The following is a 22,022-nucleotide window of genomic DNA, read 5'->3' on the forward strand; positions in this document are numbered from 1 at the left end:
ATGGCTGTCAGTCTGAATCCGCTCGATCTGTACGATGTCCGCTCGCTGCTCACCGACGAGGAGCGCATGGTGCAGGACTCCGTCGGCCGCTTCGTCGACGAACGCGTGCTGCCGATCATCGGCGACTGCTTCGATCAGGGCCGTTTCCCGAAGGAACTGATCCCGGAGATCGCCGGCCTCGGCCTGCTCGGTGCGACGATTCCCGAGGAATACGGCGGTGCCGGCATGAACGGGGTCAGCTACGGCCTGATCTGCCAGGAGCTGGAGCGCGGCGATTCGGGCTTGCGCAGCTTCGCCTCGGTGCAGAGCTCGCTGTGCATGTACCCGATCTTTGCCTACGGCAGCGAGGAGCAAAAAAAGCGGTACCTGCCGCAGATGTCCGCCGGTGAAGTGATCGGCTGTTTCGGCCTGACCGAACCGCACGGCGGCTCCGATCCGGCCAACATGAAGACCCACGCCAAGAAGGATGGCGGCGACTGGGTCATCAACGGCGCCAAGATGTGGATCACCAACGGCAACCTGGCGCACATCGCGATCGTGTGGGCGCAGACCGAGGACGGCATCCAGGGCTTCGTCGTGCCGACCGACACCGCCGGCTTCAAGGCACAGGAAATCCACAAGAAGATGAGCCTGCGCGCTTCGGTCACCAGTGCGCTGTTCTTCGACAACGTGCGCGTGCCGGACAGTGCGCGGCTGCCGAACGTGAAAGGCCTGAAGGGTCCGCTGGGCTGCCTCACCCAGGCGCGCTACGGCATCACCTGGGGCCCGATCGGCGCGGCGCAGGCCTGCCTCAAGGAAGTGCTGGACTACACCAGGGAGCGCATCCTGTTCGGCCGTCCGTTGGCGTCGAACCAGGCAGTGCAGCTGAAGATGGCGGACATGGCCCGCCGCATCACCACCGCGCAGCTGCTGTCGCTGCAGCTCGGCCGCCTGAAGGACGCGGGCAAGATGCAGCCGACCCAGGTCTCGCTGGCGAAGTGGAACAACTGCCGCATGGCGATCGACATCGCCCGCCAGTGCCGCGACATCCTCGGCGGCGCCGGCATCACCACCGAGCACGGCGCCATCCGCCACGCGCTGAACCTGGAATCGGTGATCACCTATGAAGGCACCGAGACCGTGCACGAGCTGGTGGTCGGCCGCGAGCTGACCGGCATCAACGCGTTCTGATGATTTTCTCCTTCCCCCTTTGGGAGACAAATCGGCAGGACAGCCGATTTGCACGGCGAAGCCGCCCGAAGGGTGAGGCACAGGGATGTGCCGAATGAAGATGGTGCGAAGCGACGGATGAGGGTTCGGGCGAAACGCAATCTGGATGGCTTGCGCAAGACCCGAGCCCTCGCCCCAGCTCCTCTCCCGATGGAGAGGGGCTTCAGGAGCCTGGCCTTGCAAGTTCCCGATATCCGCATTGAAACCGAACGCCTGATCCTGCGCCCGCCGCGGGCGGAGGATTTCGATGCCTATGCGGCGAAGATGGCCGATGCCGAGGCGGCCCGTTTCATCGGCGGCGCACAGGTCCGCGCGGTGGCATGGCGCAGCTTCCTGGCCAAGGCCGGGGCGTGGGCGATTCAGGGCTTTTCGATGTTTTCGGTGATCGAGAAAGCCAGCGGTCGCTGGATCGGTCAGCTCGGCCCCTGGTATCCGGAAGGTTGGCCCGGTACCGAGGTGGGTTGGGGGCTGGTACGCGAGGCGTGGGGCAGGGGCTATGCCTGCGAGGGAGCCGTTGCAGCGATCGACTGGGCCTTCGACCACCTTGGCTGGAGCGAGGTGATCCATTCCATCGATCCCGAAAACCACGCGTCGCAGGCGCTGGCCCGGCGACTCGGTTCGACCTGCCACGGTCCTGGCCTCCTTCCCGCGCCGCTCCCTGATACGCCGATCGAGATATGGGGCCAGACCCGTGATGAATGGCATCGCCGCCGCGCAGCCATGAAGGCAGTCATCCAGTGTGGGGAGAGCAATTAAGTGATCACGATCTACGGCATGCGAGCCTCCGGCAACTGCTACAAGCTGCAACTGCTGCTCGACCAGCTTGGTCGCGAGTACCGCTGGGTGGATGTGGACAGTGCGCATGGCGAGACGCGCACCTCCGGCTATCTTGCGAAGAATCCGAACGGCAAGGTACCCCTGCTGGAACTGGACGACGGACGCCGGCTGGCCGAGTCCGATGCCATCCTGTGTTATCTCGCCGAAGGCACGCCGTTCCTGCCGGACGACAGCTGGCTGCGCGCGCAGACGCTGCAGTGGTTGTTCTTCGAGCAGTACAGCCATGAGCCTTGCATCGCAGTGGCGCGCTTCATTCGCGGCTGGCTTCCAGCGGATCACCCGCGTCAGGCCGAAGTGCCGGCGTTGTTGCAGAAAGGCGCGCAGGTGCTGACGGTGATGGAGCAGCACCTGACCGGGCGCGACTGGTTCGTCGGCGACAGCTACGGCATTGCCGACATCGCGCTGTACGCGTATACCCATTGCGCGGGCGACGGCGGGTTCGAGTTGTCGGCGTTCCCCCATATTTGCGCTTGGCTCAACCGCGTGCAGGCGCAGCCCGGCCATACTCCGATGCAGCACTCGCCGTCGTAGGAGCCCGCTGGAGGGCGATGCTCTTCAAAGGCATCGCCCGCCAGCGGGCTCCTACGCGAAACCTTTCACTACCTTGCCGATAACCACCATGTCCCTACCGTTCACCATCAGCGCTCGCCACAAGGGTTTCAACCGTGCCGAGGTCGTCGACCAGAACTTCATCGAGTTCGTGCAGTTGTGGCAGGGCGAGGTGCGCGCCGCGCCGCGCGACGATGAGGCGGTGTCGCCGGGCAGTGCGCTGGATGCACGCGGTTTCCGCGAATTGCTGGAATCGCAGCTGATCTCGCGCCACCTCGACCTGATGGCGCGCGTGCTGCGCGTGCAGAACAAGGTGTTCTACACGATCGGTTCGTCCGGCCACGAGGGCAACGCAATGGTGGCGCGGCTGGCGCGGCATACCGATCCGGCATTCCTGCATTACCGTTCCGGCGGCTTCATGGCCGAGCGCTTCCGCAAGATCCCGGGGATGGACCCGGTGATGGATTCGGCGCTCTCCTTCGCCGCCAGCAAGGATGATCCGGCCTCCGGTGGCCGCCACAAGGTGTGGGGAAGCAAGCCGTTGTGGGTGCTGCCGCAGACCTCGACGATCGCCTCGCACCTGCCCAAGGCGCTGGGCACCGCGGTGGCGATCGAGCAGGCGCGGCGTATCGGCCACGCACTGCCGATCCCGGATGACAGCATCACCATCTGCTCGTTCGGCGATGCCTCCAGCAACCACGCCAGTGCGCAGACCGCTTTCAACACCGCGGCATGGACGGCGTACCAGAAGCTGCCCGCGCCGGTGCTGTTCGTGTGCGAGGACAACGGCATCGGCATCTCTGTGAAGACGCCGAGCGGCTGGGTGGCGAACAACTATCAGCATCGCGCGAACCTGGATTATTTTTTCGCCGACGGCCTCGACCTGGCCGAAGGCTACGCCCAGGTGCAGCGTGCGGTGGAGCATTGCCGCACGACGCGTCGGCCGACCTTCCTGCACCTGAAAACCACTCGCGTGATGGGTCACGCCGGCACCGATTTCGAGATCGAATGGCGCAGCATCGAGGAACTGTTCGCCGTCGAATGCTCCGATCCGCTGCTGCGCTCGGCCGGCATCGCGCTGGAGTCCGGCCTCTATTCGAAAGACGACCTGCTGAACCTGTACGAAGCCACCCGCAAGCGCTGCTTCGCCGCCGCCGAGGATGCGGACTCACGCCATCGTCTGACCACGCTCGAAGACGTGATGAAACCGCTGGCACCGTACACGCCGGCTGCGGTGAAGGCCGAGGCCACGCGTTCCGATTACGCCGAAAAGCGCCTGGCCGTGTTCGGCGGCGAGGCGAAGCTGCCGGAAAACCTGCCGCCGCGACACATGGCTATCCAGATCGGCCAGGCCCTGCACGACCTGTTGGCGAAGTATCCCGAGGCGCTGCTGTTCGGCGAGGACGTGGCGCAGAAGGGCGGCGTGTACACCGTCACCAAGGGGCTGAACAAGACCTTCAAGGGCAGTCGCGTGTTCAACACGCTGCTGGACGAGACGATGATCCTGGGCCTCGCCCAAGGCTATGCCAACATGGGCATGCTGCCGTTGCCGGAGATCCAGTACCTGGCGTATTTCCACAACGCCTGCGACCAGATCCGCGGCGAGGCGGCGTCGCTGCAATTCTTCTCCAACGACCAGTACCGCAACCCGATGGTGATGCGCATCGCGTCGCTGGGTTACCAGAAGGGCTTCGGCGGACACTTCCACAACGACAACTCGATCACGCCGCTGCGCGACATCCCCGGCCTGGTTGTCGGTTGTCCCAGCCGTGGCGACGACGCGGCGATGATGCTGCGCACGCTGATGGCGCTGGCCAAGGTCGACGGTCGCGTGTGCGCCTTCCTCGAACCGATCGCGCTGTACATGACCAAGGACCTGTACGAAGCCGGCGACGGCCAGTGGCAGTTCGACTACCCGGCACCGGACCAGGCGATGACGCTGGGCGAGGGCCGCATCTACAACGACGCGGCGAGCGACCTGGTGGTATTCACCTTCGGCAACGGCGTGCCGATGGCGTTGCGTGCCGCGCGCACGATCGAAAAGGAACTGGGCTGGCAGGTGCGCGTGGTCGACCTGCGCTGGCTGGCGCCGCTCAACGACGCCTTCATCGCCGCGCAGGCATCGAGCGCCAAACGCATCCTGGTGCTGGACGAGGGTCGCAAGAGCGCTGGCGTAGGCGAGGGCGTGATCACCGCGATCGTCGAGGGCGGTTGTGGCGCGACGCCGATGCAGCGGGTGGTCGGTGCCGATACCTTCACTCCACTGGCGGGTGCGGCTCTGCTTGTCCTGCCGGGCGAGGCAGACGTGGTGGCCGCGGCACGGGACCTGGCGCGGCGCTGAGCAGGATCAGCTTTCGCTGCCGCGCCTCTCCACGACGTGCAGGTGCGGCGCCGTTGATGTCAGCAGTTTGGTGTCGCCGTACATGCAGACCTGGTTGCGGCCGTTGAGCTTGGCGTTGTACATCGCCTGATCGGCGCGTTCGATCAGCGACTCCAGGCTGTCGCCCTGCTGACGCATGGCGACTCCGATGCTGATGCTGAGCAGCAGCGAGTCGCCATTGGCGGGAATCTCCAGCCGATGCACCCGGCGGCACAGGCGGGTCGCCACGTGCATGGCCTGCTCGGCCATGGTGGCGTCCAGCAGCGCGACGAACTCTTCGCCGCCATATCGCCCCAGCAGATCCGCGGGACGAAGTTCGGCCACCAGGGCCCGGGCCACCGCGACCAGTGCACGGTCGCCGGTATTGTGACCCTGGCGGTCGTTCAGCAGCTTGAAATGGTCCAGATCGAGAAACAGCAATGCCATCGACCGGGCGGGATCGCCGGCCATCGCGGCGCCGGCACGTTCGCCCCAGGCGCGCCGGTTGAGCACCTCGGTCAGCGCGTCGTAGTCGGCCAGCCCTCGCACGACATCGCGATCCAGCCGCAGACGCAGCGCACGATCGGCCAGTCCCAGCGACAGCACGACGGCTTCGAACGCGCCACCGGCAAGGCTGGCATCGTTGAGCCAGTCCAGTTGCGGCAACGCGCCGTTGACCTGGGCGCTGGTCATCGCGGTGAGCAGCAGCAGCGGTGTCCAGCCGGCCAGGAAAAACCACGCCTGACGCGATCCGCGTGCCGCGGCCACGATCGCGGCGATGAGCAACAGCGCCGCGCCGATCATCAACAGCGGGTTGAGCAGCACCTGCGCGACCTCGACCAGCAAGGGAACGTGGCTGCAGCGCATCAGCACCAACTGGATCATGCCGACCGCCAGCGCGATGATCGGCACCCGCAACAGGCGTGCGTAACGCTGCAGTTCGCAGAAACGCATCATGAACATCGACGCGAACGCCACCGACAACGCGATCGCCACCGTGCCGGCCAGCATCGCCGTTCCGGCCATCCATTCCCACTCCAGCGGGTGAAACAGGAATCCGGTCTGGATGCCCTGGATCAGCGTGTAGCAGAGGATGTAACCGCCGTACCAGGCATAAGTGACATCGCGCAGCATCCATGCAAAGCACAGTGCCATCAGCACCATCGCCAGCATCACGGCAAAAGATGCGCTCGCAAATACCAGCCATTGCGCGTCCTGTTGCGCGTAGGCGCTCCATGGCTGCAACTGGAATCGCACCGGCGCGCTCAAATTGGTCGACGGCTCGAACTTGAGCAGGATCGGCGCCGATGCCGCCTGCGTGGCCGGCACGCGCCAGGCCAGCCGGCCATGACCATGTTCGGGTTCGCTGAAATCGTCCAGCGCCAGCGATTGCTTCCCGTCCGACCCGTATACCGTGACCGTGCCCAGTGTCGGCGGGTAAATGGTCAGTACGCGCTCGTCGTTGTTCCACGGTGGCTGTGGCGCGAGCACCACCCAGCTTCCCAGGCGAGCGTTCGGAAACCGCTGCAGCAAGGACGGATCGAAGCTCTTCAGCAGTCCACTGTGATATTCGTCCAGCACGATTTGCGGTGTGTCGCTGGCACTGACCTCACGCCACGCGCCATTGAGGGGCGTGGCTGCCCGGGCGGCACCCAGCGCGAGGCACAGCAAGCCGAACACAAAGCCGACCCGTGACCGCCAGTGGCAGCCTGATGCCGGTATCGTGATCCGCATCTGCATCCGCGTCTCCCGGTTCTGCGAGAGTTTGCGGGTAACGGCGAACGTTGGATTCGTCGTCACCCCTGGCCGCCACACGCCACCCTGCGGCGCTGCAGTATGCAGGCCGCCCGACTGTCTGCTTGCTTGCCGGCATCGGACCATTCAGTGACCGTGGTCGCGCGCCTGCCCTTCCCGATTCGCTCATTATGCCAATGGATCGAACGGTCGGCATGTGAAGCCGCACCGCTCCTGACCGGTCCCCAAGCAGGAGCCGTGCCAGCATCGATGGCGCGCATTCCCCCACACCGGGGACTGACGGCCCCGGCGGCACAACCGATCGGGTTCAAGATGGACGCGCAACGGCACAAGGTGCGTCCGCATTACCTGGCGGCAGCGCACGCTGCTCCGGAAACATCCTCGGTCGTCATTCCGGCGAAGGCCGGAATCGCACTTTCCGTGGTGCAACCGGATGCCGTCCCGCGAAAGTGCGACGACTCGTTTCGTTCTTGAAAGCCGATGACCAGCTTCGCTGCCGAACGGCTTTTCCGGCCCTGGCCGGAATGACGAGCCTCAAGTTCGGTGCAGTGGGCGAGCGCCGAGCAGCACCAGCACTTCCTGTGCGCTGCGGATACGTTCGCTGGCGCCAGGCAGGTCGAGGATCACTTTCAGCTTGTCCTGGCCATCCAGCTTGTACACGCGCGGCAGTTGCTGGATCAGCTTGATGATGGCCATAGGATCGACCTCGGGTTTTTCCCGGAACACGATGCGGCCGCCGTTGGCGCCGAAGTCCAGCTTGCGGATGCCGAGCGGGGTGGCCATCTGTTTCAGGCTGGCCACCGCAAAGAGCTGCTTGGTGCTGTCCGGAAGCAGGCCGAACCTGTCGATCATCTCCACCTGGAGGTCGCGCAGCTCATCCTCGCTGCGCGCGCTGGCGATGCGCTTGTACAGGGTCAGTCGCGCGTGCACGTCGCCGAGGTAATCGTCGGGAATCAGCGCGGGCAGGTGCAGCTCGACTTCGGTTTCGTGTTCGCTGCTGAGGTCGAAGTCCGGCACCTTGCCCGATTTCAGTGCGCGCACGGCGCGGTCCAGCAGCTCGGTATACAGGCCGAAGCCGATCTCCTGGATCTGGCCGGATTGTTCGTCGCCGAGCAATTCGCCGGCACCGCGGATTTCCAGGTCGTGGGTGGCCAGGGTGAAGCCGGCGCCGAGCTCTTCCAGCGAGGCGAGTGCTTCGAGGCGTTTCTGTGCATCGGCGGTGATCGACTTGCGATCGGGCACGACGAGATAGGCGTAGGCGCGGTGATGCGAGCGGCCGACGCGGCCGCGAAGCTGATGCAGCTGCGCCAGGCCGAAACGGTCGGCGCGGTTGATGATGATGGTGTTCGCTGAAGGTATGTCGATGCCGGTTTCAATGATCGTGGTGCACACCAGCACGTTGAAGCGCTGGCGATGGAAGTCCGCCATCACGCCTTCCAGCTCGCGCTCCGGCATCTGGCCGTGGGCAATGCGGATGCGTGCCTCGGGCACCAGCTCTTCGAGTTCGCGCACGGTGCGTTCGATGCTCTGTACTTCGTTGTGCAGGAAGTACACCTGGCCGCCGCGCGACAACTCGCGTTGCAGCGCTTCGCGGATCGTCGCCGGATCCCACGCCGAGATGAACGTGCGCACGGCCGAGCGATGCGCCGGCGGCGTGGCGATCAGCGAGAGGTCGCGCAGGCCGGCCATCGCCATGTTCAATGTGCGCGGGATCGGCGTGGCGGTCATCGTCAGCAGGTCGACCTCGGCGCGCAGCTTCTTCAGCTGCTCCTTCTGGCGTACGCCGAAGCGTTGCTCCTCGTCGACGATCACCAGGCCGAGGTTCTTGAACTTGATGTCCGGCTGCAGCAGCTTGTGCGTGCCGACGATCACGTCGATCTGGCCGTCGGCGAGACGCTTCAGCGCGTCGTTCACTTCCTTCGTGGATTTGAAGCGCGACAGCACGTCCACCCGCACCGGCCAGTCGGCGAAGCGGTCGGCGAAATTGCGGTAATGCTGCTGGGCGAGCAGGGTGGTCGGCACCAGCACGGCGACCTGCTTGCCGGCGGTGGCGGTGGCGAACGCGGCGCGCAAAGCGACTTCCGTCTTGCCGAAGCCGACGTCGCCGCAGATCACGCGATCCATCGCGCGCGGCGCGGCCAGGTCGCCAAGCACGGCCTCGATGGCGGTTTCCTGGTCGGGGGTTTCCTCGAACGGAAACGTGCTGCCGAATTCCTCCACCAGTTGACGATCGATCGGCATCGATTCTCCGCCGCGCGCCTCGCGCTGCGCGTAGATCGCCAGCAATTCGGCGGCCACGTCGCGCACTTTCTCGGCGGCCTTCTTGCGCGCTCGTTCCCACGCATCGCCACCGAGCGAATGCAGTGGTGCGAGCTCCGGCGCGGTGCCGCTGTAACGGCTGACCAGGCCCAGTTGCGACACCGGCACGTAAAGCTTGTCGCCCTTGGCGTATTCGATGGTGAGGAACTCGCCATCCATGCCGCCCACGTCCATCGAGACCAGCCCCTGGTAGCGGCCCACGCCATGATCGACATGCACGATCGGTGCGCCGAGGGTGAGCTCGGTGAGGTCGCGGATGATGCTTTCCGGATCGCGTGCCGTGCCGCGACGGCGCTTGCGGTCGCGCTCGCTGCGCACCCGCTCGCCGTAGAGTTCGCGCTCGGTGAGCAGGGTGATCGTCGGTTTGTCGAGCGCGAAACCCTGTTCCAGTCCGGCAATGGTTATCGCGAAGCGCGCAGATGCTTCTGTGGGAGCGGCTTCAGCCGCGATGCTCTTGCCCGCATGCGGCGACGCGGTCGCGGCTGAAGCCGCTCCCACAGGCGCTTGTGGCGGCAGAAATGCCGCCCAGCTCTCCACGACTTGCGGTTTCAACCCGGCTGCCGCCAGCGTCTCGATCAGCGCCTCGCGTCGTCCCGCCGAATCCGCGGCGATCAGTACGCGCCCCGGATAGCTCGACAGAAAATGACGCAGCGACGTGCCTGGCTCTTCGCCCTTGCGGTTGAGCGGCAATTCCGGTGCCGGCTGCGTGCCGGTGTCGATCGCATGTTCGTGGCCGGCGTCGACCACTTCCACCCGCAGCCGCTTGTTGAGCTGCTCGCGCAACTGTTCCGGCGGCAGGTAGAGTTCGGCCGGCGGCAGCACCGGGCGTTCGATGTCGTGCGCGCGCTGGTCGTAGCGTTCGGCGGTCTGCGTCCAGAACTGGTTGGCCGCCTCGCCGGCACCTTCACCGAGCACGAACAAGGCATCGTCGGCGAGGTAGTCGAACAGCGTGGCGGTCTCGCGGAAAAACAGCGGCAGGTAGTACTCGATGCCGCCGGGCGTGACGCCTTCCTTCATGTCCTGGTACAGCGGGCAGCGGCGCACGTCGATCGGGAAGCGCTCACGCAGGTTGCCGCGGAAATTCTTCGCGGCCTCTTCGGTCAACGGAAACTCGCGCGCAGGCAGCAGCTCGATCTTCTCCACTTGCTGCTGCGAGCGCTGGGTCTCCGGATCGAAGCTGCGGATCGATTCCACCTCGTCATCGAACAGCTCGATGCGGTACGGCTCGGCCGTGCCCATCGGAAAGATGTCGAGCAGCGAACCGCGCACGGCGAAATCTCCGGGTTCGGCCACCTGCGGCACATGGCGATACCCGGATGCTTCCAGCCGGCGTTGCTCGGCTGCCAGGTCGAGCTTCTGGCGTTTGGCCAGCACCAGCCCGGAACCGGTGATGTGCGCACGGGGCGCGATGCGTTGCATCAGCGTCGCCACAGGCACCACCAGTACGCCGCGTTGCACACTCGGCAACTGGTACAGCGTGGCGATACGCTGCGAGACGATCTCCGGGTGCGGGCTGAACGCGTCGTAGGGCAGCGTTTCCCAATCCGGAAAATGCAGCACGGGCAGCCCACCGGCGAAGATATTCAACTCCGCCTCCAGCGCCTGCGCGCGCTGGCTGTCGCGTGTCACCGCCACCAGCAGGCCCGCGTGCGTGCGCGCCGCCTCGGCGATCAGCAACGCCCGGCTGGAACCGTGGGGCGGCGTCCAGTAGCGGCGTTGCCTGGGTGTGGTCGGCAGGGGCGGGTGTTTGATCAGGCTGGACATAGGCGCGCGCGTTGAAGGCGCTGCCATCGAGCCGCGCCGGGGAAAGCGGGCAAGTGTAACGCGACGGCTCCGACAGGCTTCGTCGCCATCTGCAGGAACGCACCTTGTGCGCGATGCTCTAGCCGTTGATGGAAGGCGTGCAATGTCCGACGTTCGCGCACAGGGTGCGCTCCTGCAAGGTCTAAAGCTTCAGCGTGATCTGCGCCGTGCCCGGTTCGTCGGGCATCATTCGCTGGGTGAAGCCAAGCTCGCGGCAGAGTTGCAGCATCGGCCGGTTCTCCAGCAGCACGTAGCCCCACAACTCGGCGAGCCCGCGGCGGCGGCAGTCGTCGACGAGCCGATTCATCAGCAAGGCGCCGAGGCCGCGGCGGCTCCAGTCCTGCTCCACCAGCACCGAGAACTCGGCGCTGTCGATAGCCTCGTCGACGTAGATCCGGCCCACGCCGCGCATCTCCGCCGGTTGCACCGATTCGTCCATCAGCACATAGGCGGTCTCGAGCGCGGGGTCGATGCGGCACAGCCGCTGCGCCATCGGCGCGGGCAGCTCGGACATCGCATGCAGGAAGCGGCGGCGGATGTCCTCCGGCGACAACCGGGTGAAGCAGCGCTGCATGGCGGCAATGTCACCAGGCTCGATCGCGCGCAGCACCAGTTCGCGGCCATCCTGCGTGCGCACCCGCTCACCGTCGGTCGACGGCACCACCTGCGGGTGGGCAAAACGCTCGCTGCTGCGCGGCGGCAACGAGGCGAAACGGGAGGGCGCAGCGAAGTCGATGGCAGGGATCATGGCAGTTCCATACTTTTGCGTATTGTGTGCATCGCAACATGAATTTGCAATGACGAATGCAGGCCCGTTCAGCATGCGCAGGGGCGGGGCGAGTGCGATGCCGCTGGAATCGTGCTGCGGTACGGAATGCCGCAGGCGGGGAAGACAGGCACGCGGCCAGCTCGGCACAATGCAGCACCCAAGGGACATCCCATGAGCAAGAACAGGCGCCCCACCGGCATGTCGGTGACCCAGCTGGAAGCACTCTGCGGCGGTTGGCCAGGCGTCACCCGCGACATCAAATGGGGCGACAATCTGGTCTTCAGTGTTGCCGACAAGATGTTCGCGATGATCCACATGGATGGCCGGGAAGGCGGCCGCCTGGCATTCAAGGTGGCGGACGAACGTTTCCTCGAGCTGACCGACCAGCCCGGCGTCATTCCCGCAGCGTATCTTGCGCGTGCGCGCTGGGTTTGCGTCACCGAGCCGTCGCGCTTCACCACGCTTGAACTGCAGGCGCTGCTGCTGGACGCCTATGCCACGGTGCGCACCAGGCTGGCGAGAAAACGGCAGGCCGAACTCGGCCCGCTGCCGACACTGAAGGACAAACAATGATGCAGTATCTGAGTGCACTGGCGCTGCTGGTTGCCGATTACGACGAGGCGATCGCCTGGTACACGGGCATCCTCGGCTTCGAGCTGATCGAAGACACCGAGATGGGTAACGACAAGCGCTGGGTATTGCTGGCGCCGCCTGGTTCCAGCGAAACGCGTCTGCTGCTGGCCAGGGCCAGGGGAGACGAACAGCTGTCACGCGTCGGCAACCAGACCGGCGGCCGCGTTTTTCTGTTGCTCCACACCGACGACTTCCAGCGCGACTGGCAGCGCATGCGTGCCGCCGGCGTGCATTTTCGCGAGGAACCGCGCCACGAGGCCTACGGCACGGTGGCGGTGTTCGAGGATCTGTATGGCAACGGCTGGGACCTGCTGCAGCCGGCCGGCTAGGCGTGGCGCCAATGCGGCCGCAAGCAGCCGCACTGGCGCCGGTCGATCAGCCGAGCATCTTCAACAGCGCCTGCGCGGCCGGGGCGGAGGAGGCCGGGTTCTGGCCGGTGATCAGCAGGCCGTCGGTCACCACGTATGGCTGCCAGTCGCCGGCCTTGCTGTAGCTGCCGCCGTTCTGCTTCAGCATGTCCTCGACCAGGAACGGCACCACCTGGGTCAGGCCAACCGCCTCTTCTTCGGTATTGGTGAAGCCGGTGACCGACTTGCCTTGCACCAGGGCGTTGCCATCGGCCGACTTCACATGGCGCAGCACGCCCGGCGCGTGGCATACAGCGGCCACCGGCTTGCCTGCCGCCACGGTGGCTTCGATCAGCGCGATCGAAGTCGCGTCTTCGGCCAGGTCCCACAGCGGGCCGTGGCCGCCCGGATAGAACACGGCGTCGAAATCGGCGGCTTTCAAGTCCTGCAGTTTGTGCGTGCTGGCCAGTACGACTTGCGCTGCCTGATCATCCTTGAAACGACGCGTCGCGTCGGTCTGTGCCGACGGATCATCGCTCTTGGGATCAAGCGGCGGCTGCCCGCCATGCGGCGAGGCCACCGTGATCTGCGCGCCAGCGTCCTTGAACACGTAGTAGGGCGCGGCGAATTCCTCCAGCCAGAAACCGGTCTTCTGTCCGGTCTGGCCAAGCTGGTCATGCGACGTGAGCACCATGAGAATTTTCATGCGGGTTCCCGATTGATTGGTAGGAGCGATGGCGGATGCAGGCCTCCCGGTGACCCTGAGATGGGGATGGCGGAAGCGCAGGCCAAGTGGTCTGCAGCGAGTGGGTGTTCGTGCGTTGGACCGGGAGCTCGCTTGCGCAGGGCAAATGGCAAAGGCGTGCGCCGTGACGAATGTCCCCCGCGATCGATCACCGGGACCTAAGGCTGCGCCACCGTGCTGGCCCGGGTTTGGAGTAGACGATTCGCCGGTAGGCCATTACGCGCGGTAGGTCAGGTGATCGAGCGCCGCGATGTCCGCCAGCAAGCGCCTGGCGCTACCAGATCAAGTCATCCGGCACTTCGAACTGCTTGTAAAACTCATCGTCAGCGGCGTTGCCGCTGCCGGTTTCGGCGCGGCCGTGGTCGAGCACGATCATCGTTGCGTCGCGCTCGACCACCTTGTCGGCAGCGACCCGCGGCAGCAATTCGTAGCCCTGCCCATGGCGCACGATCACCAGCGTGCCGCCGGCGAGCTGGGCACGCAGGGCTTCGTTCACCAGCACGTCGCGGATCCTGTCGCCGTCGGTGAAACGGTAGGGGATCTCGCCTTCGCGCTTCACCTTGTGGGCTTCGACGATCTGCTGGATCTGCGCCCGCGCCTCGTTGGCCCGCGCCAGCGCATTGCGCTCGGCCGCGATGGCGCGATCGCGCTCCGCCTTCTCCGCCTGCAGCCGGCGCGCCTCCATCTCTTCGGCGCTCGGTGCCGCCGGTCCCTTGCCCTTGTGCTTTTTCGCTTGCTCGCGCACGACTTGCGCGGCCTTGGTCTTGTTGACCAGTCCGACCTTGAGCAGTTGTTCCTGCAGGGGATTGCGCATGGGCATGGACGAGAGGCCGGGCGGAGTGTCGGTTCGGGATTGTAGCGCGGGCCTGCAAAGCCGACCGTTATGGATCAGTCCGCATTGTCCGGCTCGAAGAAACTCCAGCGCACATCGCCGAACTCCGTCTTCATCGCCTCCTCGACCGTGTTGATCGCCGCGATCAGTTGCTCGCCGCTGGCGGTCGGCTGCATGCGTGCCTTCACCGCCACCATCACGTCGGGCCCCATCTGCAGGGTGATCAGGTTCAGCACTTCGGCGACCTCCGGGCGCGTCTTGAGGAAGCCCATCAGTTCGTCGCGGCGGCGCGGCTCCATGCCCTGGCCGATCAGCAGGGCCTTGACCTCGATCGCCACCAGCACCGCCACCACGATCAGCAAGGTGCCGATGGCGATGGTGCCGGCGGCGTCGAACATCAGGTTGCCGGTGAGCATGGTCGCGCCGATCGCGAGCGCGGCGAGGCACAGGCCGACCAGGGCCGCGAGGTCTTCGCCGAAGATCACCAGCAGCTCGCTGGAGCGGGTTTCGCGGAACCAGGTCCACAGTTGCTGATCGCCGCGCGCCTTGTTCACTTCCTGCATGCAGCCGCGCATCGAGATGCCTTCGACCACGATGCCGAAGACGAGCACGCCCATCGCCAGCCACGGCAACTTCAGCGGTTCGGGGTTGGTGAGCTTGTGCACGCCTTCGTAGATCGAGAACATGCCGCCGACGCTGAACAGCAGGATCGCGACGAGGAACGACCAGAAGTACAGCGCGCGGCCCCAACCGAGCGGGAATTCGTCCGACGGCGGGCGTTTGGCCTGGCGGATGCCTAGCAACAGCAGGCCCTGGTTGCCGCAGTCGGCGAGCGAGTGCACCGCCTCGGCCATCATCGCACCGGAGCCGGTGACGATCGCGGCGAACAGCTTGGCGACGAAGATGGCGAAGTTGGCGCCCAGCGCGAGCAGGATGGCCTTGATCGGGTTGGCGGCGTGGCCGGACATGTTCGGTTCCTTCGACAGGGTCGTGAAGTGTAAGCCACCGCAAGAAAATCCGGCCAGCACCCTTTTGCGGCATGGCAAGATGCTCGCATGAGCTACCGGGAATCCTCGCCATCGCCGTTTTTGCATGAGTGGATTGCCGCTTACTGGAGCATCGACAGCGCGGCCGACGGCGCGCCGGCCACGCAGCGGATTCTCCCTGATGGCTGCGCCGATCTGATCTGCGACTTTTCCGGCATGTCGCCGCGGATGCGCTGGGTCGGCACGATGACTCGCGCCATCGAGGTTCAGGCCGCCGGCCGACAGGATCTGTTCGGCATCCGCTTCGTGCCAGGCGGATTGTTTCCGCTGCTGGGCGCGCCGCTGTCGCTGCTGACCGACGACAGTGCCGAGTTTGCCGCGCTGCCCGCACAGGCGTGGCGTCCGCCGCTCAACGGGTGGTGCGACGATCGGGACTTTGCCGCCCGTTGTTGCCGCCCGTTGTTGCCGCGCCGATGCGAGTCTGATCGCCGCTTTTTCGCCGTTGCGGTTGGACAGCATGACCGGGTTGTTGCAGCGCTTGCAGGGGCGACCGGCACTGCCGTCGGCGGCCGCCTTGGCCGACGAGACGGGTGTCGGCCTGCGCACCCTGCAACGACGTTTCATGGAGCACGTCGGCGTCAGTCCAAAGCAACACCTGCGCTGGCTGCGCTTCGAACGCGCGCGGCAACTGTTGCTGCGAAGCGATCGGCGGTCGGTGGAAATCGCCATGGCGGCGGGCTACAGCGATCAGGCGCATTTCGTGCGTGAATTCCGTCGCTTCGCCGGAGTGACACCTGGGCGCTGGCGCTGATGTGGTCCCTATCGGTGTTGAACAATCGTGCCAGGTCGACGCCGAAAAGACTGCCAAATAGCGACCATCAAATCCGCACGCTGACGCGTTCGTTCAATACAGCCACGGCAAACTCGGACATGCTGGTTCCCCACGTGCCCAAGGAGTCCCGTCATGGCGTTACCCGTTTGCCGCAAGGCCACACCCGTGTTGTACGTCGAAACCATCGCGCCCAGCCTCGCGTTCTGGCGCGACCGGCTGGGCTTCGCGATAAGCGCCGAGGTGCCGGGCGAGGGAGGGCCGGCGTTCGCGATCCTGGTTGGCAACGGCATCGAGTTGATGTTGCAGACCACTGCCTCGCTGGCCGCCGATCCGCATGCGGCGGGGATGTCGTGGCGGGGCGACCGCAGTTGCCTGTTCGTCGAGGTGGATGACATCGACGCGCTGGCCATGGCGCTTGAGGGTTGCGAGATCGTGGCGTCGCGGCACGCAACGTTTTATGGCGCGACCGAGATCGGTTATCGCGAACCTGGCGGCCACTTCGTCACGTTCGCGCAGTTCCAGCGCTGAGTTCCGGGACGGAGCGAGACCGCAAGGCGTCAGCGGATGCCGACGCCCAGGCCTACGCCGAAGCGGATGTTGCTGCGGCCCTTGCGCATTTCCTCGGCCGTCCAGACGTGCGATTGTGCGGCGCTGACCAGCGGGAACACGTAATCGGCTTCGCCGACCTTGCCGGCGCGGCTGCCGTTGAGCTTGCCGCTGACGGTCATCATCGCGCCTGCCGGGTAATCGAGCGGCTCGGCGTAACCGGGCAGCAGCGCGATGAAGCGGCCGTTGCCGCTGTCGTTGGCCTTGGGGCGCTGCGACGAATCCAGCGGATAGGCGAGCAATTCGATTTCGCTGTGATCGGCCAGGTTGATCACCTGCACGATGCGGCCGCCCCAGATCACGTCACCGCCGGCAAAGCGTTCGGGTGTTTGCGCCACCTGTTGCGGGGTAGCGGCAACCGCCTGCGGCGTCGTCTTGTAGATCGGCGCCGGGGCGCAGGCCGCCACGGTCAACAGCACCAGCAAGGCGGGCAGGCGGAGCAGGGAGCGGGCGACGTTGCGCATGGCAGACTCCTGTGATGACTGGACCGCACGGCGGTCGGGGATGGCTACGCTACAACAAGCGACGTCTGCGCTGCGTGTGCCGCGACGTCAGCGTCGTCGTGGCGGCGGCAGGGGGCGCAGCAGCCGCGAAGCCGGCAACGGGCTCGGCGTGGCGGGCTCGGCACCTTCCTGCCGCAGCCAATCCAGCTTCCATTCGGCCGGGCGATCCTGCGACAGCAGGCTGGCCAGCGCGTGCAGCGGTTCTCGCAGCACGTCGTCGAGATTCCATGGCGCATTGAGTATCACCATGCCCGATCCGTTCAGGCGCAGCGGCGAATCGTCCGGATGCACCAGCAGTTCGACGCGCAGCACGCGCTTTGCATCGCTGCGCTGCAATCCGCGCAGGAAGGGTTGCACCTGGCTGCGCAGCTTGATCGGATACCACACGGCATAGACGCCGCCAGGCCAGCGCTGCAGGGCGGATTTCAGCGCCTGTTCGATCTGCTTGTACTCCGCTTCCTGTGCCTCGTACGGCGGGTCGATCAACACCAGGCCGCGCTTTTCCTTCGGCGGCAGCAGCGCCTTGAGCGCCTCATAGCCGTCGCGCTGATGCACGTGCACCTGCGGATTGCCGCGGAACAGGTCGCGCAGTTTGGACGCTTCTTCGGTGTGCAGTTCGCACAACTGCGCACTGTCATCCGGGCGCAGCAGCCGGGCGACCTGCAGCGGTGAGCCGGGGTAATGTTTCAGGCCTTGCTCGTTGCCTTCGCCAGCGAGGATGCCGGCGCGCCAGCGTTGCAGCAGCGGCGGCACTTTTTCGGCGGGGTGCAGGCGTGCGATGCCGTCCTTGTGCTCGCCGGTCTTGCGCGCCTCGAAGCCATCCAGCAGATAGTTGCCGCTGCCGGCATGCGTATCGATGTAGCAGAATGGCGCGGGTTTGGCCTGCATCGCCTCGATCAGCGCGAGCAGCACGGTGTGTTTCAGGACATCGGCAAAATTGCCGGCGTGATAGGCGTGGCGATAATTCATGGCAGTCACGGCGGGCGGGTTGGGCAAGTATAGACGGGCAGGCGGCTTGCCCTGTGCGGCGGGCCACGGAACAGCGCACGGATTGCCAACGCGATCTGCACTGCCTGTACACGTCGCCGGGGGCAGGCTTCGCCTGTTGCGCACCCGCAACCGATCGGCGCTGGGTCCGATTGCCTCATCAAGACGGAGAGTCATCATGAGTTTTTCAGCGAAAGCCATCGCCGCATCGATAGCACTGGGTCTTTGCATGTCGGTCACCGCGGTATACGCGCAGGATTCCGGGGCAATGACGCCTGCATCGTCGTCCAGCAGCATGGGTTCCATGCACAGCGGCAAGATGCACAACAAGATGATGCACGGGATGAGCCGGAGCATGCACAAGATGCCTGCCACCGTGACCTCGGTCGATGCCGCCACCGGCCTGGTCGGCGTGGACGCCGCCGGGATGGCGCTGACGGTGCATTTTCCGCCGAAGTCGATGGCGAACCTGCAGGTCGGCGACAAGATCACGCTGCACATGGGCTTCAGCAAGCCGTGAGCCAACTGAACCCACCTCCAGAGTTGAGGACGTCAGGTCGCACGGCTAAGCTCACCTCATGACCCTGTCGCTGCGCCCGCTCGCCCGATCACCTCGCCTCCGGGCGATGGGCATGCTCGCGTGGCTGATGCTGGTCATCAACTCATTGGCCGCTGCACCGATGGGCATGGCGGGGATGCCTCAATCCCATCCCATGCGGACAACGCTTGCGGCGGTCAGTGAACCCTGTCATCACCATGTCGCCGCCCGGATGTCCCGATCCTGTTGCGGCGATCAGGCCGGTTGCCGCGATGGAATGGCGGGTCACGCCTGCAGTTGCATCGCGCTTTGCAGTACCACGCTGCCACCCGCCGCAGCGGATGTCTTGACTGGGGTCGCGCTGACCGCCAGCTACGCCATGCCGCTGCCCGTCAGCGCGCCCTCGTTGAATACTTCCCCTCCGTTGCGACCACCGGAGATCTGACTCTCTCCCTCGTTTTCGATGAGCTTTGCTCGTATTGGCCGCTGGACGGCACTCGTGGCAATTGGCCATGGTCGGTGTCGTCATGCGGCGATGCCGGATGTCCCGGAGAGATCCCATGTACTTGTTTCCCCCGCGCCCTGCAGATTTGTCGCGGCGTCGTTTCGTCCAGGGCATGGCCCTGGGCGGTGCCGTGGCTGGCCTGGGCCTGCTGCGCTCCTCCAACGTCTGGGCGTTGACCAGTCCCGGTCAAGCCGCCGTGTTGAGCGGCACCGACTTCGCGCTCGACATCGCCGAGACGCCGGTCAATTACACCGGTGCCACACGCCTGGCCACCACCGTCAACGGCGGTATTCCCGGCCCGATCCTGCGCTGGAAGGAAGGCACCACGGTCAATTTGCGCGTGACCAACCGGATGCGCGTGCCGACCTCGATCCACTGGCACGGCATCATCCTGCCGTTCCAGATGGACGGCGTGCCGGGCCTGAGTTTCGATGGGATTGCTCCCGGCGAAACCTTTCTCTACCGATTCCAGGTGCGCCAGAGCGGCACTTATTGGTACCACTCGCACTCGGGCTACCAGGAACAGACCGGGCTGTACGGTCCGCTGGTGATCGAACCGGCCGGTCCGGATCGCCATCGGACCGATCGCGATTACGTGGTGATGCTCAACGATTGGACCGACGAAGATCCCGAGCGCATCTACGCCAGGCTGAAGAAGCAGAGCGACTACTACAACTTCGCCCAGCCGACGGTGCCGGACTTCTTTCGCGACGTGCGCGAGAAGGGCCTGGGCCAGGCGCTGGCCATGCGCAGGATGTGGAACGAGATGCGCATGGACCCGACTGACTTCGCCGACGTCTCCGGCTGCACCTATACCTACCTGATGAACGGTGCGGCGCCGGCCGGCAACTGGACCGGCATCTTCAGGCCCGGCGAAAAGATCCGCCTGCGTTTCATCAACGGTTCGGCGCAGACGATTTTCGACGTGCGGATTCCCGGGCTGAAGATGACGGTGATCTCGGCCGACGGCCAGGATGTCGAGCCGGTATCGGTCGACGAATTTCGCATCTCGGTGGCCGAAACTTACGACGTGATCGTCGAGCCGCAGGATGAGCGCGCCTACACGCTGTTCGCCCAGTCGATCGACCGCTCCGGTTATGCCCGCGGCACCCTGGCACCGCGTATAGGCATGGAGGCGGAAGTGCCCAGGCCCGATCCCGTCCAGTGGCTCGCCATGCAGGACATGATGGGTGCGATGGCGATGAACGGGTCCGCTCATGGGGTCGCGCACGACATGCCGGGCATGCAAGGCATGGATCACGGCGCGATGCCGGGCATGGCGCACGCGGCCCCGGTGGTGCGCCACGCCCGCACGGAATACGGTCCCGGCGTCGACATGCGCGTGGACATGCCGCGCACGAATCTCGACGATCCGGGCATCGGCCTGCGCGACAACGGCCGCCGCGTGCTGACCTACGCCGACCTGCACACGATCGGCGGCCCGATCGATGCGCGTGAACCCGGCCGCGAAATCGAGCTGCACCTGACCGGCAACATGGAGCGCTTCATCTGGTCGTTCGACGGGGTAAAGTTCTCCGACGCCAGGCCGGTGCATTTCAACAGCGGCGAGCGCCTGCGCATCGTGCTGGTCAACGACACCATGATGAACCATCCGATTCATCTGCACGGCATGTGGAGCGAACTGGAGGATTCGGACGGCCGCTTCCAGGTGCGCAAGCACACCATCAACGTGCAGCCGGCGCAGCGCATCAGCTATGCCGTGTCGGCCGACAATCCGGGCCGCTGGGCGTACCACTGCCATCTGATGTATCACATGGAGGCGGGCATGTTCCGTGAGGTGGTGGTGTCATGATCATGCGTCGTCGCAACACCTCATCCGTTCCGCGATGCCCGGCGTTGCTGGCCGCGCTGCTGTTGGCATTGCCGCTGGTGGCCACGGCGCAGAGTGCGCCCGCGCCCGGTAGCACATCATCGATGGACATGAGTGCGATGCCCGGCATGGACCACGGCGCGATGTCGAACACGCCGATATCCGCCGATCCTGACGCATCGGCGACACCGCAGGGCAACATGCCGGGGATGGATCACTCATCGATGCCCGGCATGCGTCCGCAAGCGGTGGATCACCACGGCATGGCCGGAGTCGACCACGGTACAAAGCCCGAGGGGCAGGGCGACATGAGCGGCAAGGGGGCGATGCCGGAGATGACGATTGGCCCCATGCAGGGCGGAAGTCCGCCCCCCGACGCGCGCAGTCCCGACTATTCCGACGGCGTCGCGGGCAGCGCTGTGCATGGATTGCACATGCACGGCAGCAAGTCGTTCGGCATGCTGCTGATCGACCAACTCGAAGCGTTTCATGGCCGCGATGCCAATGGCCAGGCCTGGGAGGTGGAGGGCTGGTACGGCGACGACGAGAACAAGTTGTGGGTACGCACCGAAGGCGAGCGCAGCGGCGGCAAGCTGGAAAACGGCGACCTGGAGGCTTTCTGGAACCACAATGTCGCCACGTTCAGGAGCACCCAGCTGGGTGTGCGGCAGGATCTCGGCGAAGGTCCCGGCCGCACTTGGGCGGCCTTCGGCGTGCAGGGGCTGGCGCCGTACTGGTTCGACGTGGAAGCGACGGGTTACGTCGGGGCTTCCGGTCATGCGGCAGCGCGCTTGCGGATTGATTACGACATGCTCTTCACCCAGCGCCTGATCCTGCGGCCGGAAACGGAGATCAATTTGTACGGCAGGAACGATCCGCAGCGGCGGATCGGCAGCGGCGTGTCCGATGTGCAATTCGGCCTGCGCCTGCGCTACGAAATCCGCCGGCAGTTCGCACCGTATATCGGCGTGAACTGGGTGCGCCGCACCGGTACCACCGCCGACTACGCAAGGCAGGATCATCAACCCGTTCTCGACCGGCAGATCGTTGCCGGCGTCCGCACATGGTTTTGAGGGA

At 65.5% G+C, this 22,022-nt stretch carries 20 protein-coding genes; 12 read left to right on the forward strand and 8 right to left on the reverse strand.

Annotated features, from left to right (window positions below; translation table 11 throughout):
- The 4 genes from CIW53_RS09495 to CIW53_RS09510 all read left to right on the forward strand — a co-directional run bounded on the left by CIW53_RS09495 (position 1) and on the right by CIW53_RS09510 (position 4,936).
- A complete protein-coding gene (locus CIW53_RS09495; protein ID WP_149364471.1) occupies positions 1–1,170 on the forward strand; it encodes an acyl-CoA dehydrogenase family protein in 1,170 nt (389 codons plus the stop codon).
- Positions 1,171–1,386: 216 nt separating this feature from the next.
- Positions 1,387–1,965 carry a GNAT family N-acetyltransferase gene (locus tag CIW53_RS09500; protein WP_149364514.1) on the forward strand — a complete coding sequence of 193 codons (579 nt, stop codon included), beginning with the start codon at positions 1,387–1,389 and terminating at the stop codon, positions 1,963–1,965.
- Positions 1,966–2,577 carry a glutathione S-transferase family protein gene (locus CIW53_RS09505; RefSeq protein ID WP_149364472.1) on the forward strand — a complete coding sequence of 204 codons (612 nt, stop codon included), beginning with the start codon at positions 1,966–1,968 and terminating at the stop codon, positions 2,575–2,577.
- Positions 2,578–2,665: 88 nt separating this feature from the next.
- Complete coding sequence (locus tag CIW53_RS09510) at positions 2,666–4,936, forward strand: thiamine pyrophosphate-dependent enzyme (protein ID WP_149364473.1); 2,271 nt, start codon at positions 2,666–2,668, stop codon at positions 4,934–4,936.
- Positions 4,937–4,942: 6 nt separating this feature from the next.
- On the opposite strand, the gene CIW53_RS09515 is transcribed toward CIW53_RS09510, so the two are convergent.
- The 3 genes from CIW53_RS09515 to CIW53_RS09525 form a co-directional block, all read right to left on the reverse strand.
- Positions 4,943–6,688 (reverse strand): diguanylate cyclase, encoded by a 1,746-nt coding sequence (locus CIW53_RS09515; protein ID WP_149364515.1) that lies wholly within the window; start codon positions 6,686–6,688, stop codon positions 4,943–4,945.
- A gap of 555 nt (positions 6,689–7,243) precedes the next feature.
- Positions 7,244–10,792 (reverse strand): transcription-repair coupling factor, encoded by a 3,549-nt coding sequence (gene mfd, locus CIW53_RS09520; RefSeq protein WP_149364474.1) that lies wholly within the window; start codon positions 10,790–10,792, stop codon positions 7,244–7,246.
- A 181-nt stretch (positions 10,793–10,973) separates the two neighbouring features.
- Positions 10,974–11,579, reverse strand: a complete 606-nt coding sequence (locus CIW53_RS09525) for a GNAT family N-acetyltransferase (RefSeq protein ID WP_149364475.1) — start codon at positions 11,577–11,579, stop codon at positions 10,974–10,976.
- Between the two features lie 192 nt (positions 11,580–11,771).
- On the opposite strand from CIW53_RS09525, the gene CIW53_RS09530 reads away from it, so the two are divergent.
- Together CIW53_RS09530 and CIW53_RS09535 are read left to right on the forward strand one after the other, a co-directional pair.
- Positions 11,772–12,173 (forward strand): MmcQ/YjbR family DNA-binding protein, encoded by a 402-nt coding sequence (locus tag CIW53_RS09530; RefSeq protein ID WP_149364476.1) that lies wholly within the window; start codon positions 11,772–11,774, stop codon positions 12,171–12,173.
- Positions 12,170–12,562: a VOC family protein gene (locus tag CIW53_RS09535; RefSeq protein WP_149364477.1), complete on the forward strand. Its 393-nt coding sequence runs from the start codon at positions 12,170–12,172 to the stop codon at positions 12,560–12,562. The genes CIW53_RS09530 and CIW53_RS09535 overlap by 4 nt, the downstream gene beginning before the upstream one ends.
- 46 nt (positions 12,563–12,608) lie before the next feature.
- Here the strand turns inward: CIW53_RS09535 and CIW53_RS09540 are convergent, their stop codons facing one another.
- The 3 genes from CIW53_RS09540 to CIW53_RS09550 form a co-directional block, all read right to left on the reverse strand.
- Positions 12,609–13,286: a type 1 glutamine amidotransferase domain-containing protein gene (locus CIW53_RS09540; protein WP_149364478.1), complete on the reverse strand. Its 678-nt coding sequence runs from the start codon at positions 13,284–13,286 to the stop codon at positions 12,609–12,611.
- A 313-nt stretch (positions 13,287–13,599) separates the two neighbouring features.
- Positions 13,600–14,139: a DUF2058 domain-containing protein gene (locus CIW53_RS09545; protein WP_149364479.1), complete on the reverse strand. Its 540-nt coding sequence runs from the start codon at positions 14,137–14,139 to the stop codon at positions 13,600–13,602.
- A 74-nt stretch (positions 14,140–14,213) separates the two neighbouring features.
- Positions 14,214–15,125, reverse strand: a complete 912-nt coding sequence (locus CIW53_RS09550) for a cation diffusion facilitator family transporter (protein ID WP_149364480.1) — start codon at positions 15,123–15,125, stop codon at positions 14,214–14,216.
- 87 nt (positions 15,126–15,212) lie between these two features.
- Here CIW53_RS09550 and CIW53_RS17925 point away from each other — a divergent pair, with 87 nt between their 5' ends.
- Positions 15,213–15,911, forward strand: a complete 699-nt coding sequence (locus CIW53_RS17925) for a DUF6597 domain-containing transcriptional factor (protein WP_242451840.1) — start codon at positions 15,213–15,215, stop codon at positions 15,909–15,911.
- Positions 15,912–16,107: 196 nt separating this feature from the next.
- Positions 16,108–16,503, forward strand: a complete 396-nt coding sequence (locus CIW53_RS09560) for a VOC family protein (protein ID WP_149364482.1) — start codon at positions 16,108–16,110, stop codon at positions 16,501–16,503.
- A gap of 29 nt (positions 16,504–16,532) precedes the next feature.
- Here CIW53_RS09560 and CIW53_RS09565 read toward each other — a convergent pair whose 3' ends face one another.
- Complete coding sequence (locus tag CIW53_RS09565) at positions 16,533–17,045, reverse strand: Slp family lipoprotein (protein WP_149364483.1); 513 nt, start codon at positions 17,043–17,045, stop codon at positions 16,533–16,535.
- 87 nt (positions 17,046–17,132) lie between these two features.
- Positions 17,133–18,053, reverse strand: coding sequence for a 23S rRNA (adenine(2030)-N(6))-methyltransferase RlmJ (rlmJ, locus tag CIW53_RS09570; RefSeq protein WP_149364484.1), 921 nt, complete (start codon positions 18,051–18,053; stop codon positions 17,133–17,135).
- Between the two features lie 196 nt (positions 18,054–18,249).
- Between rlmJ and CIW53_RS09575 the strand changes: the two genes are divergently transcribed.
- The 4 genes from CIW53_RS09575 to CIW53_RS09590 all read left to right on the forward strand — a co-directional run bounded on the left by CIW53_RS09575 (position 18,250) and on the right by CIW53_RS09590 (position 22,018).
- Positions 18,250–18,591 (forward strand): hypothetical protein, encoded by a 342-nt coding sequence (locus CIW53_RS09575; RefSeq protein ID WP_149364485.1) that lies wholly within the window; start codon positions 18,250–18,252, stop codon positions 18,589–18,591.
- A 58-nt stretch (positions 18,592–18,649) separates the two neighbouring features.
- On the forward strand, positions 18,650–19,054 hold the full coding sequence (locus tag CIW53_RS09580) for a hypothetical protein (RefSeq protein WP_149364486.1): 405 nt from the start codon (positions 18,650–18,652) through the stop codon (positions 19,052–19,054).
- Positions 19,055–19,169: 115 nt separating this feature from the next.
- The gene (locus CIW53_RS09585) at positions 19,170–20,927 is read left to right on the forward strand and encodes a copper resistance system multicopper oxidase (protein ID WP_149364487.1); all 1,758 of its coding nucleotides are present in this window, start codon (positions 19,170–19,172) and stop codon (positions 20,925–20,927) included.
- Positions 20,924–22,018 carry a copper resistance protein B gene (locus tag CIW53_RS09590; RefSeq protein WP_172969629.1) on the forward strand — a complete coding sequence of 365 codons (1,095 nt, stop codon included), beginning with the start codon at positions 20,924–20,926 and terminating at the stop codon, positions 22,016–22,018. Before CIW53_RS09585 ends, CIW53_RS09590 begins: the two co-directional genes overlap by 4 nt.
- Positions 22,019–22,022 lie beyond the last annotated feature (4 nt).

It is taken from the genome of Rhodanobacter sp. T12-5 (assembly GCF_008329435.1).
GTDB lineage: Bacteria > Pseudomonadota > Gammaproteobacteria > Xanthomonadales > Rhodanobacteraceae > Rhodanobacter.